14 protein-coding genes are annotated in these 17,320 nt (G+C 37.9%); 10 read left to right on the forward strand and 4 right to left on the reverse strand.

Features of this window, described 5'->3' with window-relative positions:
* The first annotated feature begins 89 nt into the window (after positions 1–89).
* Positions 90–1,415 carry a T9SS type A sorting domain-containing protein gene (locus tag IPI65_05280; GenBank protein MBK7440946.1) on the forward strand — a complete coding sequence of 442 codons (1,326 nt, stop codon included), beginning with the start codon at positions 90–92 and terminating at the stop codon, positions 1,413–1,415.
* Between the two features lie 193 nt (positions 1,416–1,608).
* On the opposite strand, the gene IPI65_05285 is transcribed toward IPI65_05280, so the two are convergent.
* Positions 1,609–2,229, reverse strand: a complete 621-nt coding sequence (locus IPI65_05285) for a PorT family protein (GenBank protein MBK7440947.1) — start codon at positions 2,227–2,229, stop codon at positions 1,609–1,611.
* A gap of 78 nt (positions 2,230–2,307) precedes the next feature.
* On the opposite strand from IPI65_05285, the gene IPI65_05290 reads away from it, so the two are divergent.
* The 3 genes from IPI65_05290 (at position 2,308) to IPI65_05300 (ending at position 6,491) form a co-directional block, all read left to right on the forward strand.
* Positions 2,308–2,583: a hypothetical protein gene (locus tag IPI65_05290; GenBank protein ID MBK7440948.1), complete on the forward strand. Its 276-nt coding sequence runs from the start codon at positions 2,308–2,310 to the stop codon at positions 2,581–2,583.
* Positions 2,580–3,341: an MBL fold metallo-hydrolase gene (locus IPI65_05295; protein MBK7440949.1), complete on the forward strand. Its 762-nt coding sequence runs from the start codon at positions 2,580–2,582 to the stop codon at positions 3,339–3,341. Before IPI65_05290 ends, IPI65_05295 begins: the two co-directional genes overlap by 4 nt.
* Positions 3,342–3,524: 183 nt before the next feature.
* A complete protein-coding gene (locus IPI65_05300) occupies positions 3,525–6,491 on the forward strand; it encodes a T9SS type A sorting domain-containing protein (GenBank protein ID MBK7440950.1) in 2,967 nt (988 codons plus the stop codon).
* A gap of 76 nt (positions 6,492–6,567) precedes the next feature.
* Here IPI65_05300 and IPI65_05305 read toward each other — a convergent pair whose 3' ends face one another.
* The 3 genes from IPI65_05305 to IPI65_05315 all read right to left on the reverse strand — a co-directional run bounded on the left by IPI65_05305 (position 6,568) and on the right by IPI65_05315 (position 12,299).
* Positions 6,568–8,250, reverse strand: coding sequence for a gliding motility-associated C-terminal domain-containing protein (locus IPI65_05305; protein MBK7440951.1), 1,683 nt, complete (start codon positions 8,248–8,250; stop codon positions 6,568–6,570).
* Between the two features lie 78 nt (positions 8,251–8,328).
* On the reverse strand, positions 8,329–10,017 hold the full coding sequence (locus IPI65_05310; GenBank protein ID MBK7440952.1) for a gliding motility-associated C-terminal domain-containing protein: 1,689 nt from the start codon (positions 10,015–10,017) through the stop codon (positions 8,329–8,331).
* Between the two features lie 164 nt (positions 10,018–10,181).
* Positions 10,182–12,299: a sodium-translocating pyrophosphatase gene (locus tag IPI65_05315; protein ID MBK7440953.1), complete on the reverse strand. Its 2,118-nt coding sequence runs from the start codon at positions 12,297–12,299 to the stop codon at positions 10,182–10,184.
* A 238-nt stretch (positions 12,300–12,537) separates the two neighbouring features.
* Between IPI65_05315 and IPI65_05320 the strand changes: the two genes are divergently transcribed.
* The 6 genes from IPI65_05320 to IPI65_05345 all read left to right on the forward strand — a co-directional run bounded on the left by IPI65_05320 (position 12,538) and on the right by IPI65_05345 (position 17,313).
* Positions 12,538–14,184 (forward strand): sodium-dependent transporter, encoded by a 1,647-nt coding sequence (locus tag IPI65_05320; GenBank protein MBK7440954.1) that lies wholly within the window; start codon positions 12,538–12,540, stop codon positions 14,182–14,184.
* Positions 14,181–14,324 carry a hypothetical protein gene (locus tag IPI65_05325; GenBank protein ID MBK7440955.1) on the forward strand — a complete coding sequence of 48 codons (144 nt, stop codon included), beginning with the start codon at positions 14,181–14,183 and terminating at the stop codon, positions 14,322–14,324. Before IPI65_05320 ends, IPI65_05325 begins: the two co-directional genes overlap by 4 nt.
* 126 nt (positions 14,325–14,450) lie before the next feature.
* Positions 14,451–15,335: a helix-hairpin-helix domain-containing protein gene (locus IPI65_05330; protein MBK7440956.1), complete on the forward strand. Its 885-nt coding sequence runs from the start codon at positions 14,451–14,453 to the stop codon at positions 15,333–15,335.
* Entirely contained in the window at positions 15,332–15,862 is a 531-nt protein-coding gene (locus IPI65_05335) for an adenine phosphoribosyltransferase (GenBank protein MBK7440957.1), read from the forward strand. Before IPI65_05330 ends, IPI65_05335 begins: the two co-directional genes overlap by 4 nt.
* A gap of 39 nt (positions 15,863–15,901) precedes the next feature.
* Positions 15,902–17,044, forward strand: coding sequence for an acyl-CoA dehydrogenase family protein (locus IPI65_05340; protein ID MBK7440958.1), 1,143 nt, complete (start codon positions 15,902–15,904; stop codon positions 17,042–17,044).
* Between the two features lie 71 nt (positions 17,045–17,115).
* A complete protein-coding gene (locus IPI65_05345; protein ID MBK7440959.1) occupies positions 17,116–17,313 on the forward strand; it encodes a 30S ribosomal protein S21 in 198 nt (65 codons plus the stop codon).
* The last annotated feature ends 7 nt before the right edge of the window (positions 17,314–17,320 follow it).

The raw sequence follows: 17,320 nt of genomic DNA on the forward strand, positions 1-17,320 counted from the left end.
GTCTTGTATTAAGCAGTCCAAGGCATTTTTATTTAATATCTTTGCATATAAATACCCTTTATAACACACAAAAAAAGCGCACTTTATAAATGAAACTATCAAAATTTTTAGCAGTTGCACTTATTGCAGCATTACCCGTTGTTACGCATGCGCAAGCAAATTGTGATGCGCCTAACACAGGCCTCGTTCCTTTTCTTGACCTGCAAACAGGTTACTACATGGGTTATCAGGCGGGTTTATATCCCGGTGGAACTAACGTATTATCAGGTTCGCATCTGAAAAGTGGAAAAACCATTGCTAAAGGCATAAAACCTTTGGATGGCGACGGTAACGTAAATTTTGGTGATGGCGTTGTGCTCGTTGCCGGTTTCGGTCCGTCTGTTCCCGGTCACATTTACGGCAAATTTGTTGAACACGTGAGAACACCGTCGGTAAGTTATGATTTAAATCCATGTATGGATGGTATCAACCTTTGTGTTGGCGGAAAAGATATTGGTTACGCAACCGACGACTCTACTGAAGTTGATTACTGGGAATTATTAGTGCAGAAAGTATATGATGTTGGATATACACCTGAACAGGTGCAAATAGGATGGATGTACTTTAATGCGAAGGGCTTAACCGTACCACCGGTTTTTCCTGACAAAGCACTTGAAACAAAAGAACTGGATATTGAATTTATTAATAAGGCAAAAGAATATTTTCCGAATTTGAAAATCGTGTATTGGAGTTCTCGCCATTTTGGTGGATATGCTGATACAACAATTGTTGAATATTATTCATTAGCTGAACCAACATCTTATCAAAATAGCTGGACCGTAAAATGGTTAATAGAAGCACAAATAAATGGTGCCGATCCTCGCCTGCAATACAAAGGTGCAAATCCTAAAGCTCCATATATTATGTGGGGACCAAATTTTTGGTGCGATGGTGATATCAGAAGAATGTATGATGACCAAAAGTATGTTTGTAATTTATCATTCGACCCGGATGATGGTTACCACTTAAGTGATCAACAAGACAGTAAAGATGCTTTGGATATTTTAGATGTTATGTATTACGGTGAAGTAGGAAAACAATTCGCTAAAAATAGTCCAACATGGTCTAGTTGTGTGCCTTGGCTCGATACTTTAGCAGGATTGCGCAAACCGGAAGAAGTTGCAGAAATATTTGACTATATGAAAATTTCACCAAATCCGGGTCACGATGAATTTTATATTAGTCTGCCAAATGAAACCAGCGCAGCTTATATCACCATTTATAATGAATTAGGCATTGTGGTAGATGAATTTATACATGAAGAAAGTTTTTCTACAGAAGTATTAATCGACATGAGTGGTAAACCAACCGGAATGTATTTCGCTAAAGTAATGATGGAAAATAAAATTACGACTTTACGATTTATTCGAAATTAATTTTCCTTAAATTATATTATTCAACGGCTGTCTGTATTAGGCGGCCGTTTTTTTTTGGGGGTAGATGGTTGTATATACGTTACCGGGGCCTTATAGTAAACATCAACATCAATTCAGCCTGAAATAAATTGGTAATGAATAGTTGTATATAATGCGGATTGAAATAATTTAAAACAGATAATTAAATATTTTTTTAGAAATAATAAACACCTCGTACTGTAACTAATCGATTAATTAAACCAACCACTTGTGGATTTGCTGAGGCGCCTACAGTAGTTATGGAACCCTGATATCGTGCATTTACACCCCAGTGTTTTTTCTCCCCAATTAAAAAAGTACCGCCAACAATATAACTGAGCTCATCATCATAAAGTGCACCTTCAATATTTTGTTCTATACCATTTATTTCTTCTCTCGAATTTATTAATCGCCCATACGATAAACCTGCCTGAAAAAGTAATCTGTTTTTATCATTGTAATTTGCAAGTATTGGTACTTCAGCATAATCCATCACCAATAAAAAAGTATTAAAATTATTGGCATTCGGTTTTGTTTTTGCTCCTTTTTGTGAGTAAAGCAATTCTAAACTTGCACTCCAGTTTGGTGAAAAATTTACATGCACAATTGGTCCGATATTTACCCCCAATTTGTTAAATCCCGCCAAATCATCACCATCAACCTGCGAAAAATTAACCCCCAGGCTTAATCCTGCGTCAAATAAATGAAATTCGCTGTCATTAGGATCACCTGCATTTATTTGTGCTTCAGCTACCGAAAACCCCGCCAAAATGGCAATTAAAATAATTATCCTCATTTTATGTGCATTACTTGTTTTTTATTCCCAGACTGCCCCGCCTAACTTTGGCGTTACATATTGCAAATAACGTAAATAATAATGTTTAAATATACCACCACCACATTAAAAAAGATTGAAGACCTGCTAAAAGAGTCAGGTTACATTGTGCGCTACGAACGTGGAAACTTTGTTGCCGGCTATTGTATTCTGGAAAGCAAAAAGGTGATTGTGATTAATCGTTACTATGAAACTGAAGCCAGAATCAACAACCTGATTGAAATTATGGGCAAAATAGGGTTGGTAGAAGCTGATCTTAGCGAAACTTCACGTAATTTCTTTAACGAAGTTCAATTGCAAACAGTAAAAGTTTGATAATCAGGGTATTAGGCTCAGGCACTTCGGGTGGCATTCCCATGATTGGATGCAAATGCCCGGTTTGTACCAGCTCTGATACCCACGATAAACGTTTGCGTTCCTCCATTCTAATTCAAACCGCAGAGCACAATTACGTTATTGACGCCGGCCCCGATTTTCGCCAGCAAATGCTCCGCGAAGGTATCGACAAACTGGAAGCTATCATTTTCACCCATTCCCATCGAGACCATACTGCCGGTTTAGATGATATCCGGGCATTCAACTTTTTTCAACAAAAACCGATGGACCTCTACCTTACTGACGCAGTTGAAGCATCACTTCGAAAAGAATACCATTATATTTTTGACGGCGGCTGGTATCCCGGATTGCCGGAAATCAGGTTTTTTACCATTCAAAACCGACCATTTTACATCAATGAAACCAAATTTCAACCCGTTGAAGTGCTACATCACAAAATGCCGGTTTTTGGGTACAGAATTAATAACTTCTGTTATATAACCGATGCGAATGCCATTTCACAAGAGGAAAAATTGAAACTTTTTGGATGTAAAGTGCTTATTATCAACGCTTTACGTAAAGAACCACACCTATCGCATTTTAATTTAGAGCAGGCCCTTGCCATTATTGATGAGGTAAAACCTGAAACTGCCTATCTCACCCATATTTCTCACCAAATGGGCTTACACGCTGAAATTGAGGCAACCTTACCGCCAAATGTTCATCTGGCGTACGACGGGCTCTCTCTTGAATTGTAACAAACTGCAATTATTTCAGCCCAAAACCCGCTCATTTAACCATTGTTCATAAGTCACAACAGGGGTAAATATGACTTGCCAATGACCAACCGAACTTTTATCTTTACCGACTGTTTAAATGAACAACAATCACGCTTTGTAGTATACTCAAATTCTTTATTCATTAAACCATCACATCAAATTATGAAAAAAGTGCTTACACTCCTCACGGCGGTTTTATGCCTAACTGTGACAAACGCACAAGATGCCCATCAAAAAGACCCATACAAAAAGACATTTATTCAAAACAATCAACGTTTGCCTAACCTACAGCTTCAAACTCAATATCGGGATATGCAAGCGTGGGAAAATTTTCGTGAACAAAACGGTAAATGGTGGGTTGAGTTTAAAGAAGAAACCGGAACGCCACACCGCGCTTTTGGTAAACCAATTGCAACCTCAGGAATTACCGCTCCTGAACGTGCATTAAATTTTATTAGCGCAAACTTACAGGCATATCAAATTAATACGTCTGATTTACGTTTGGTACAAAATAATACTACAGCAAAGTACCATTATGTAACTTTTATTCAGCAATACAACGGACTCGATATTTTATGGAGTGAAGCTACCGTTCGTTTAAACATGAATAATGAGGTATGTATGTTCGGTATGGATATTTATAATAATATCGATATCAGTACAATACCTTCAATTGGCACTGATGCAATTAAATCATTTGCTACTGCCGATTTTACGATTCAAGTTACAAGTGTTGATGTTGTTGCTATACCTAAAATATTACCGCTTCCCGGAGCTGATGGAATGGAATTTAAATTAGTTTATGAAGTAACTGTAAATACAATAAACGCGAATAATATTCCGGGTATGTATTACAGCCTGGTTGATGCAAATAATGGTAAAGTTTATTACCGCAGCAACAAAGTGCACGAATGTGGTGCTTATATGATGTCTGCCGATTTACAGGTTAATAGTGATATTACCGATAATCCGCTTACCGCTCCGGTAAATCGTGGCTTACCTTATTTAAGAATAGAAATTGACGGTGATTTTTATTACACTGATGAGTTAGGACATATTTCGCTTAATTTTATTACAGTACCAACTCCTGCAACAATCGACCTTCGTGGTTTATATGCAAGAGTGAGTGAAGGAACGGGTGCAACAAATATTGAGTCAATTGATATAACAGTTTTTCCAGGTGACAATATTATTGCATTTGATGATGAGTCAGGTGCAGTACCTTCTGAAGTTTCGGCTTACTATTGGCAAAACATTGTGCATGACCATATGAAATCTTATTTCCCAACATTTACAGATTTAGATGTTGATCAGTTAATTCGTGTGGAAAGAAATGATGGTTCATGTAATGCATTTTACGATGGAACAAGTACAAACTTTTATCAGGCAGGTGGTGGATGTCCTGCAACAGGATTATTCGATGATGTTGTAATGCATGAATATGGTCACGGAATTAATTATGATTTATATTCAGCATTAGGAGATCCGGGTGGAATGGGCAATGGCGCTATGCAAGAAGGTTATGCTGATTTATGGGGAATGACTGTTACTAACAATCCTATTTTAGGTCAGGGATTTTTAGGCGGTGCCGGTACTTATGTAAGAAGATATGATACAGCTCCAAAAGTTTATCCTGAAGATCTAATTGCAGAACCACATGCGGATGGTGAAATTATTGCCGGTGCATGGTGGGATTTAAATGAAAATTTGGGTGGCGATTTAACCTCAATGACCGCAATCTGGATGGAAACATTAAATGCAACAGTTGATGGTTTTGATGGAAATGAAGGTGAAATTTATCGCGATGTTTTAATTGAAGCATTATTGGCTGATGATGACAATGGTGATATGTCTGATGGTACACCTAATGATGATGCAATTGCTTCGGCATTTTGTGAGCATGGCATTGCACTCATTTACAATATTAATCTTGATCACGATGAATTAGTAACACCGATTGTACCATTAACACCAATATCTATAGAGGCTACTTTAGAAGTTGATTATCCTGAATTTGTAGGCGCTACAAAAATGTATTGGAGAACTAGTCCGGGTGTAGCATACAATGAAATAGAAATGACAGACCTTGGCGGTGCAAATTATTCAGCTTCAATTCCTGCACAGCCTCAAGGTACTATTATTGAATATTATTTTAAAGCAGATGATGCATATGATTGTGGAAGTGTTATTTTGCCGACCAAAGCTGATCTGGATGTTGAACCTAATTTACCATATTTCGCATTAGTTGGATTTAACCTAATTCAATATGAAGATTTTGATACAGAATTTGGTAGCTGGGAAGTTAATCCATTTGGGACAGATGGTGCAACGCTTTATGGTGTTTGGGATATAAATTCACCAATTCCTTCGAGTGATGATTTTGGTAATGCTGTTCAAACCGGAACAGACCACACTGAGGGTCCGGGTAATTTATGTGCATTTACCGCAAATGCTGGACTTGGTGATGGTATAGGAATACAAGACGTTGATGGTGGGGAAACAACATTAAGAAGTCCTTTCTTTGATTTAACAACATATGAAGATCCTGTGTTTAGCTATTACAGAAATTATTCAAATGCATCACCAACAAGTGCCAACCCAGGTAATGATGTATGGGAAGTATATATTACTGATAATGGAACCGATTGGGTTAAAGTTGAACGCACACATACTGAAGACAATACATGGAGAAGAAATGTTGTTCGAGTATTAGATTATGTAGATAATACTGACGAGGTAGCATTTATTTTTATAGCTGAAGATAGTATACGCACCGATGATGCATCTGGTTTTAATGGTGGTAGTGTTGTTGAAGCTGCAGTTGATGATTTATTTTTATATGAAGTTGGTGAACCTGTAATTCAATCAATAAACGAGACATATTTAATTACCGGTATTTTCCCTAACCCTGCTAATGACATGGTAAGCGTTTATTTCGGTGAAGTAAATGGTTCAGTAAATCTGATATTAACCAATGCAATTGGCGAAGTTGTTTTAACTGAAAATATGAACTTAAGTAGTAATAGTCAGTTTACCATTTCTACTTCAAAATTTGCACAAGGTATTTATACCCTTACTGTAAAAAATGATGGAGCAGTGGTGAATAAACAGATTGTTATTCAGCATTGAAAATAAAATTTTAGCATAAAAAAAGAGCGAACATTTTACAGTGTTCGCTCTTTTTTTTTAAATAATATTTTTAACATCACCTTACCAAAGTAACATTTTCATGCGCGAAAATAGTTTCTCCATAAATTGATTCAGCACTAATTACAACTGTATAAACACCTAAAGGTGCATCTTCATTATTATAAGTACCATTCCATCCATTATTAATATCTGTAGAAACAAACACAACCTCACCCCAGCGATTGTAAATGGTAAAGTCAATTAAATTACACGCTAATAATACAGGTGTAAAAATTTCATTATTGCCATCCCCATTTGGAGAAAATGCATTTGGTGCATGAATACCCGGTTCAATAATTACAATCACGGTAACAGAATCAAAACCGATACAACCGTTTGCATCTGTACCATAAACAACATATGTTGTGGTATCCTGAGGTGATGCAGTTGGATTGGAAATATCATAAGCCGACAAAGTTGGATCCTCATTCCACAAATATGTTGTTGCGCCGCTTGCATTTAAAACGGTATAACCTCCCAATGGTATACTAACGTTATCACCGGCATCAATAATCGGATCGGGATATAAGGTTACATTAACATAATCGGTATCATTACAACCATGTATATCAGTAGTAACTATTGTGTATACCATATCCGTTAAAGGATTTACAACATCGGTTGTTGCAGATGTAGGATCAGATAAATAGGTTGTGGGAATCCATTCATAGGTAGCTCCACCGCTTGCTGAAATCGTTACCGTTGAACCTGAACAAAGTGAAACATCTTCTGATGCAACTGCTTCGGATGGTTCATAAATTGTAATGGTATAATTAGATGAATCGCTTGCACAAGTGGCATCTAAAATTGCATTTATTATTGTATAGGTTCCGGGTAAAGAAGTTGCGATATGAATTTCACCGGTTATACTATTTAAATCTAAACCATCCGGTTCCGAAATAAATGTACCCGTATCTGCACCTGTCGCAAAAATGGGTAATAACGAAACATCCTCATAACTGCAGAAAGTGCTATCTGCATAACTGAAATCTAAAAACGCATATGAGGATAAATATTTAAAAATGTTTAATCGCAAATTAACTGCTTCAGGTGCAGGTGAATGCCATGATGTTACTGTCATCCCACCAAACATTACTTTACCTGCGCCCCAGTTTTTTTCTGCACAAGCCATTCTGTCTGAGAATGATTCTGTAATTAATGGCGTTAAATCCGGGCCTGTAATTTCTGTATGTGTAAAAGATGTACCTGACCATGCTGAACCCACAGGTGTGTATGGACCGTTAAAAATAGGATGTAATAAATCCACAGCCACAGCATCTGAAATAAATGATGGATACACAATTGTTACACCATCAAATCCGCAATTAATAGAAGTGCCTTCATTAGGTGCAGCATTCAAAAATAAATTTCCACCGTTAAAAACCCAATCTTCAATTAATGTAAGATTTGTTGTTAGAAAATTATTAAATTCATCAGCATGATCATCACCACCTTCCATAAAAACAAAACAAGTGCCGGCATCAAAAACTTCCTCAGCAACTACCGATGCATAATATCCTGACTCCCAGCTCCCGGCGCCAAAAGCTTCATCCATTTCGGTAATATTGGTATTTAAAATCGGCGCCCAGGTCCAGGGTTCAGGTGGGTCGCGTCGAATATACCAGGTTTCAGACTGGGCGTTCATTTCTAAAGCCGAAAAAAAACTAATAATTAAACAAAGTAGTATTGGATGTTTCATAAATGCAATTAAAAAAAATATGCATTTAAAAAGGAAGAACCGTTTCTAAATGCATATTCAAGTGAAAGAATTAAAATATTATCTCAGGAGTGCAACCGTTCCGGTTTTTATAAGCGGTTCTCCAAATTGATTCTCTGCTTTTATAACAACGATATAATTACCAACTTCCTGTTCAGTACCATTATAATTTCCATCCCATCCAACACTTGGATCTGCTGTAAAATATAATAATGCACCCCAGCGATTATAAATTGAAAAATCGGTAATGGTTCCTAAACCCATAAACGAAGGTTTATAAGAATCATTTAATCCATCACCATTTGGCGTAAATGCATTTGGTGTGGTAATATCTGATTCTTCAATTACAAAAATGATTACCGTATCTGTTCCAATACAACCATTTAAGTCAGTTCCTGTAACAACATATATGGTAGTATCTTCAGGGAATGCAGTTGGATTAGAAATATTCGGATCTGATAATGATTCAGCAGGAGCCCATACATAAGAAACGCCACCTGTTGCATTTAATTCTGTAAATCCGCCTAAAACCATAATTTCATCTTCACCGGCATCAATAATTGGGTCAGGATATAAAAATACTGCTACATCATCTGTATCTGCACAACCATTAACATCGTATGCAATTAGTTGATAAAATACATTTGTTGGTGGTGCAATAACAGTCGGATCTTCTAATGCAGGATCATCCAGATATACCGGAGGTGTCCACAAATAAGTTAAGCCACCACTACCATCTAAATTTGCATTTGTGCCTTTACAAATATTTTGGTCAGGACCTGCATCTGCAGTCGGTGTATCAGAAACTGTAAATTCGAAAGCTGATAAATATTCGCAACCACCAACAGCAACTGTATTGGTAATTGTATATGTTCCCGGAGTGGAAGCACCTAAATCAACTTCGCCGGTAATTGAATCAATTACTAAACCAACCGGTGTAGCTTCAAATATTCCCGGGTCACTTCCAACACCAAGTTCAGGTAGTGGATTGTCTTCATATTGACAATAAATTGAATCAGGATAAGTGAAATAAGTACTTACAAAAAACGGCTCAGCCATGTTTGCAAGATATTCGTGAATGTTTTTACGCAGATTTGATGCATTAGGTGCCGGTGCATGCCATGATGTACTTGTCATACCACCATAGATAATTACACCCATACCATAAGTTCTTTCAGAACATAAAACGTCACCATATTCATTTTCAATTAAGGTAAATCCGCATGGCACCTCAACAGTTGAGTGGCCAAAGTAGTTACCGGTCCATGTAGTTCCAACAGGAGAATATGGGCCTAAAAATATTGGGTGTGTTAATGCTACAGCAAATCCACTTGATGAATAATCAGGATAAGACAATGTAACACCGTCCAAACCCCAATCCATTGAAGTGCCATAATTCGGAGCTGCATTCATAAATAAATGCCCGCCCTGATAAACCCAATCGTAAATAGCAGTAAGGTTAGCGGTTAAGAATGTATTCATCGGTATCGCATGATCATCTCCACCTTCAAGAAATACATACTTCGATGTAGGTCCGAAAGCAGTAGCAACATCCACTGTAGTGTAATAGTCGGAATTCCATCCGCCGGCACCGAACACGGTGTTCATTTCGTTAATATTGTCATTTAATATTGGTGCCCATGTCCATGGTTCCGGTGGTGTTCGGCGTATATACCAAACATCTTGCGCAAACAATTCCGTTAAACCACTTGCAGCCAATAATAAAGTAAAGAGGAGAACCTTTTTCATAAATAGTGCAGTTTTTGGTGTTTCTATTTCTTCAAATAAGGTAATAAAGTTAATTTATTTTCTACAAAACCAAGTCATTTGCCATAATTTTTTTGTTAAGAAATAAAAAACCCGGTCAATAGCGCGCTATAACCGGGTTTCAAAAGAGTTAACTGACTGTTTTTTTACAAATAGGCAGCAATTATTAAGCTCACAATACTCATAAGTTTAATAAGAATATTCATACTTGGTCCGGATGTATCTTTAAATGGGTCACCAACAGTATCTCCGGTTACGGATGCTTTATGTGCATCAGAACCTTTATAATGTGTAGTTCCGTCAATATCAACACCCTTTTCAAACGATTTTTTTGCATTATCCCATGCTCCACCCGCATTACTTTGGAAAATGGCTAATAAAACACCACTCACTGTAACACCTGCCAACAATCCGCCTAGTATTTCAGCCGAACTGGTGTTTTCAAACATACCTTTTAATCCGAATCCAAATAAAACCGGAGTTAAAATTGCCAATGCTCCCGGTAATATCATTTGACGAATAGCGGCTTTTGTAGAAATAGCAACACATTTATCATACTCAGGTATACCGGTACCTTCCATAATGCCCGGTATTTCGCGGAACTGTCGGCGCACCTCTTCAACCATACTTTTTGCAGCGTTTCCTACAGCTTTAATTGCCATCGAACTGAATAAAAATGGAATCATACCACCTATAAACAAACCGGCTAAAACCGGCGCTTTAGATATATCAATTGTAGTTAAACCTGCTGTTCCCATAAAGGCAGCAAATAATGCTAACGATGTTAATGCAGCAGATGCAATAGCAAATCCTTTTCCTGTAGCTGCAGTGGTATTTCCAACTGCATCTAAAATATCTGTGCGTTCACGAACTTCTTTTGGTAATGCACTCATTTCGGCAATACCACCTGCATTATCCGCAATTGGTCCGAAGGCGTCAATGGCAAGCTGCATGGCAGTTGTAGCCATCATACCGGCTGCTGCAATAGCTACACCATATATACCTGCAAAAGAATACGACATAACAATTCCAATTGCCAATACAATAATCGGCAACATGGTAGACTGCATACCGATATAAATACCACCGATAATATTTGTGGCATGTCCGGTGCTACTTTGTTCTATAATTGCAGTAACGGGACGTTTGCCCATACTGGTATAATATTCTGTGAAATAACTAATCAGTGCTCCTACAACCAATCCGGTAATAATTGCGGCATAAACACCATTCATGGTAATAATTTCACCGGTTTTGATCATAGTCATTTGCTCAGGTAATATCCATTTTGCAATGAAATAAGATCCAACCGCAGTAATGGCAATTGAAAGCCAGTTACCCAGGTTTAAAGCACCCTGAACACTACCACCTTCTTTAATACGAACAAACCAGGTTCCTACTATACTAGCCAGCAAGCCAAATCCTGCAACCATCATAGGGAATACCATTGGTGCCATGCCGCCCATACTATCATCAGACAACACCTCACGACCTAATACCATGGTAGCCAAAACGGTTGCTACATAACTTCCAAATAAATCGGCGCCCATACCGGCAACATCTCCAACATTATCACCAACGTTATCGGCAATAGTGGCAGGATTGCGCGGATCATCTTCCGGAATTCCTGCTTCAACTTTACCAACTAAATCGGCACCTACGTCGGCAGCCTTTGTATAAATACCTCCACCTACTCGTGCAAATAAGGCAATACTTTCTGCCCCGAGTGAAAATCCTGTTAATACTTCTAATGCTACTTCCATTTGAGGGCCGTTCACATCTGCCCCATTCACAAACATATAATAGAACCATATAAATAAAGAGCCTAAACCAAATACAGCAAGGCCTGCAACGCCTAATCCCATTACGCTTCCGCCGGCAAACGACACATTTAATGCCTTGCTCAAACTGGTTCTCGCAGCTTCAGTAGTGCGCACATTCGCTTTGGTTGCGATTTTCATACCGATAAAACCGGCAAATCCTGAAAACACAGAACCAATAATAAACGCTACAGCCACCATAGGGTCTGAACGGTCAGAACTGCTTGCCAACCAGGCTAATAATCCTGCAGTAATTGCAACGTATATAAGTAATACGCGATATTCTGCCTTCAAAAATGCCATCGCTCCATCGGCAATGTTTTTAGCAATGCCTTGCATCTTTTCATTACCGGCTTCACGTTTATTTACCCATAATGCGACAAAAATCATGTACGCCAAACCAATTAAACCAAGGGCGGGAATCAAATAAAGAATTGTATTCATATATATGTTAATGCTGCTTAAAAAGAGGGTGCAAAGTTACCCTTCTGACTTGTGAAAATGAAATATGAAAATAAATTCTTTAGATAATTCCTTACGGAATAGCCTTTTTGTCGCAGAAAAATCAAAAAATCATGCAAATTGCCTCCCGATTAAGCCTTTAGCGTTATTTAACATGCTGCAATTTTGCCAACGGATAAAAATTTGTATTTTGCGCTCCAATTAAAACAACAACTAAAATATGGCACAACAAAAAGAAGCATGGGGTTCGCGGGTTGGCTTGATTCTAGCCATGGCAGGTAATGCTGTTGGTTTGGGTAACTTCCTCCGATTTCCCGTACAGGCAATCCAAAATGGTGGGGGCGCATTTATCATACCCTATCTCGTTTGTTTTTTGCTGATGGGTATTCCACTTTTATGGGTTGAATGGGCTTCGGGCCGGTTTGGCGGAACAAGAGGACATCACTCAACACCGTTTATTCTTGATTCAATGGATAAACGAAAATTCTGGAAATACATCGGTGTATTCGGTATTTTTACCAATCTCGCTGTAGCAGCGTATTACTGTTATCTTGAATCATGGACATTATCTTGGGTTTGGCATACCATTACACGATCATTTGCCGGACAAAGCCAGGATCAGGTTGCAGGATTTTTTACGGATTACGTAGGTTTATCTTCAGCAGAACCAATTATTTTTTGGGTAATCTGTTTGTTGTTAAATACATGGATACTCTCTAAAGGTTTAAGTGGTGGTGTTGAAAAAGTAGCGAAAATCGGTATGCCTCTATTAATAGGTTTCGGCGTTTTCCTGGCTATCATGGCCGTGACACTCCAGTCTGGTCACCACGGTGCTGTTAATGGCGGAAGCGTTGGCTTGAATTTCCTTTGGACACCCGATTTTAGTACAATTTGGAATATGAAAGTCTGGCTCGCAGCAGCCGGTCAAATATTTTTCACACTTTCTGTAGGTATGGGCTCCATACAATGTTATGCATCTTATGTTCGTAAAAAAGATGATATCGCATTAAATGCCATGAGTGCAGGATGGATGAATGAATTTGTTGAAGTTGTACTCGGTGCAGCTATCATTATCCCAATATCTGTTGGTTATTTAGGTATCGATAAAGTAATTGAGATGACCCAATCAGGTGGATTGGGACTCGGTTTCAGAACCCTGCCATTTTTGTTTGAACAATGGGGAACAGTGTTAGCGATAATTTGTGGGGTGTTTTGGTTTGGATTATTATTTTTTGCAGGTATCACATCTTCACTTGCCATGGGTACACCTTGGATGGGTTTTATGACCGACGAATTTGGATGGTCACGCGAAAAAGGTGCATGGAGTTTTGGTGCAATCGTTTTAATTCTCGGCTTACCTACTGTTTTATTTTTTAATTATGGTGTTTTCGATGAATATGACTATTGGGCCGGAACGGTCTCCCTGGTTGTATTTGCACTCGCCGAAATAATTTTATTCAGTTGGGTATTTGGTATGAAACGCGGTATGCAGGAAATAAACTCAGGTGGTGATATTAAAGTGCCAAATGCCTTCGGATTTATTATTAAATGGGTTACACCAATATTTTTACTGGTTGTATTTTTAGGCGCATTAATTACACCTTTAAATAATGATTGGGCAGGTGCATTTCAAAATGGATGGCAACTTGATAATAGTTCCATTATTATGAAAATAACCAACAACGGATTAAAAGAACAAATTGCCGCAGCACAAACTGCCGGTGATCAAGCTACAGTCGATAATTTACAAACCACAATTACCTATGTAAATGCATCAAGGTTACTGCTGCTCGCCGTATTCAGCGCTGTAGCATATTTAGTGTATTTTGCCTATCGTAAACGTATAAAAGAAGGGAGGTTCGCATGAGTTCAGTCGCATTATTTATGATGATAACTACAATATCCGTAGTTACATTTGTAACAGGGTTTTTCTTTTGGAAAGTATTAAAAACACCACCAAAAGAAGAACCGGATTCTTATTCGGAAAATGACGATGAAAAAAGGTGATTATTGTCATGAAAATAACTACAGGAGATAGTCAAAAGATTATCTCCTTTTGTTATACTTTTAGGCATGCAAATGAGGAAAAAGAAATGGCGGGAATATTTTACTTTCTCAAGGAGAGAGCGAAATGTGGGTTTGTATTTATTGATACTTATTGTTGTAATTACAATAAGTCCGGCTTTTGTCCGGATTATTCAGCCGGAACCTGAAAAGGTCAGCAATGATATTTTGGCAAAATTGGATTTTAATTTTATAACTACCGAAGAACAATTTCAATCTGATAACTTCGCTCAAAATAATTATAAAAATTTTAAAACGGATACCAAATATAATAAGTATCAAAATACAATTGTACCCGAACAAAAAATTACCTTGTTTGAATTTGATCCGAACACAATTTCAAAAGAACAATGGGAGCAATTAGGGGTTTCGAAATTTGCTGCAGAACGTTTGGTAAACTATATTGCAAAAGGCGGAAAATTCAGATCAAAATCAGATTTACTGAAAACTTATGGATTTACGCAAACAGATTTCGAGCGATTAGAGCCATATATTAAATTGGATACAATTTCTAATATAAAATTTGAAAGCAAAACACTGCCGGGAATTACGATTAATCGGGTAACAACTAACTTAAATACTGCTTCAAAAGAACAATTTATGCAGCTGGGTTTTTCTGCTGATAATGCCATGCGCATAATTAAATTCAGAGAAAATGCCGGTGGTATTTATAGTAGTGAACAATTAACAAGTTTATTTGGAATTGACATGGCTGTTTTATCAGAAGCGCAACCTTTTTTGGTGGCAGATGAAAATGAAATCGTTAAATTAAATATTAATACAGCAACAACATCAACGTTAGCAGCACATATTTATATTTCGGATGAAATGGCTCAGGCTATTGTTGATTATCGTAATGCAACAGGGAAATTTTATTCCTTATCCGAAATCAGAAAAGTACCCGGTATGTATGCCGGTTTGTTCGAAAAACTGAAACCTTATTTAATATTATGAATATTGAACAAAAAATAAAAAAAGCAATACGCGATGTTGCTGATTTTCCTAAAGAAGGTGTAGTATTTAAAGATATTACTCCTTTACTATCTGACCCGGTTTTATCAAACGATATTGCCGATGCACTCATGGAACATATTAAACCATTAAATATTGATGCCATTGTTGCCATCGAAAGCCGTGGATTTTTATATGGGTTTTTATTAGCCAATAAATTAAATATTCCATTTATTCCGGTTCGAAAAAAAGGCAAATTGCCCGGTGATACACTTGAATATACGTACGACCTCGAGTATGGTTCCGCAACTGTTGAAATTCATACTAAAGATATTCAACCAGGCTGGCGAGTGCTTATTCACGACGATTTACTCGCAACCGGAGGAACCGCTCAGGCAGCGGCAGAATTACTAAAAATGCAGGGTGCGCATGTAGCAGGTTTTGCTTTTGTTGTTGAACTCACATTCTTAAATGGCGTTAAAAAAATAAAACCTTATTGCGATACTATTGTTTCATTGGCTACGTATTGATACTTTTGCAGTCCTCTAAGCAATAACTATAATCATACTATGTCATTAGCAAATACAGATCATCTTTCAATAATTACTGAGTCAGCCCGCGACTTTGCAGAAAAATTTATTCGACCGGATATGATGGAATGGGATGAATCCCAGCATTTCCCCGTTGAACTTTTTCACAAAGCCGGAGAATTGGGTTTAATGGGCGTTTTAGTCCCTGAAGTATACGGCGGCGCAGGTTTAGGATATACTGAATATGTAAATATTATTGTAGAGATTGCATCTGTTTGCGGTTCAATTGGCTTATCTGTTGCGGCGCATAACTCATTGTGCACCGGCCACATTTTACAATTTGGTAATGAAGAACAGAAACAAATGTATCTGCCAAAACTGGCTTCGGCCACCTGGATTGGTGCCTGGGGATTAACAGAACCAAACACCGGTAGCGACGCAGGCAACATGCAAACTACTGCCGTTCGCGAAGGCGATGAATGGGTTTTAAACGGCACCAAATGCTGGATTACACACGGTAAATCAGGTGATGTAATGGTAGTAATTGCCCGCACAGGCGCACCAAGAACTTCCGGAAACTGCACAGCATTTATTGTTGAACGCGGTACACCCGGTTTCAGCGCAGGAAAAAAAGAAAACAAACTCGGTATGCGCGCAAGCGAAACTACCGAAGTGATATTTGATAATTGTCGTATTTCCGACAGTCAGCGCATGGGCGAAGTTGGCGAAGGGTTTAAACAAGCCATGAAAGTATTGGATGGCGGCCGTATTTCTATCGCAGCTTTAAGTTTAGGCATTGCCAAAGGTGCTTATAAAGCAGCTATTAAATACTCTAAAGAACGTCAGCAGTTTGATCAGCCTATTGCCAATTTCCAGGGTATTTCCTTCAAACTGGCAGATATGGCCACCAAAATTGAAGCCGCTGAATTGCTTACGCTCAAAGCCGCTGATTTAAAAAATAAAGGCAAAAAAGTAACAGAAATATCCGCCATGGCAAAATACTACGCTTCTGAAGTATGCGTTAGTGTTTCAAACGATGCTGTTCAGGTATTTGGCGGCTACGGTTACACCAAAGATTTTCCGGTAGAAAAATTTTATCGCGACTCAAAATTGTGTACCATTGGCGAAGGCACCTCCGAAATCCAAAAACTGGTTATCGCAAGGGAAATTTTAAGCAAGTAATCCATTTTTTAACCGCATATTAGGTATTTTAAATAACAAACCCTATTTTTGCAGTCCCAAAATAAAAATTAATGTTAATCATCGACGCAAGAGAAGCAGAATCAATCGACAAAGCACTCAAAAACTACAAAAAGAAATTTGAGAAAGCAGGTATCGTAAAAGAATTACGCAGAAGACAATCTTTTACAAAACCGTCTATTGATCGCAGACAAGAAGTTATCAAAGCCCGTTACAAACAAACATTTGTAACCGAGGCGAACAAAGGTTGATTTACTA

It is taken from the genome of Bacteroidota bacterium (genome assembly GCA_016706255.1).
GTDB lineage: Bacteria > Bacteroidota > Bacteroidia > Chitinophagales > BACL12 > UBA7236.

Coding starts and splice junctions, on each gene's coding strand:
- IPI65_05285 (MBK7440947.1), bottom strand. CDS start 2,229: ATGAGGATAATTATTTTAATTGCCATTTTGGCGGGGTTTTCGGTAGCT.
- IPI65_05305 (MBK7440951.1), bottom strand. CDS start 8,250: ATGAAACATCCAATACTACTTTGTTTAATTATTAGTTTTTTTTCGGCT.
- IPI65_05300 (MBK7440950.1), top strand. CDS start 3,525: ATGAAAAAAGTGCTTACACTCCTCACGGCGGTTTTATGCCTAACTGTG.
- IPI65_05325 (MBK7440955.1), top strand. CDS start 14,181: ATGAGTTCAGTCGCATTATTTATGATGATAACTACAATATCCGTAGTT.
- IPI65_05345 (MBK7440959.1), top strand. CDS start 17,116: ATGTTAATCATCGACGCAAGAGAAGCAGAATCAATCGACAAAGCACTC.
- IPI65_05320 (MBK7440954.1), top strand. CDS start 12,538: ATGGCACAACAAAAAGAAGCATGGGGTTCGCGGGTTGGCTTGATTCTA.
- IPI65_05280 (MBK7440946.1), top strand. CDS start 90: ATGAAACTATCAAAATTTTTAGCAGTTGCACTTATTGCAGCATTACCC.
- IPI65_05315 (MBK7440953.1), bottom strand. CDS start 12,299: ATGAATACAATTCTTTATTTGATTCCCGCCCTTGGTTTAATTGGTTTG.
- IPI65_05310 (MBK7440952.1), bottom strand. CDS start 10,017: ATGAAAAAGGTTCTCCTCTTTACTTTATTATTGGCTGCAAGTGGTTTA.
- IPI65_05335 (MBK7440957.1), top strand. CDS start 15,332: ATGAATATTGAACAAAAAATAAAAAAAGCAATACGCGATGTTGCTGAT.
- IPI65_05340 (MBK7440958.1), top strand. CDS start 15,902: ATGTCATTAGCAAATACAGATCATCTTTCAATAATTACTGAGTCAGCC.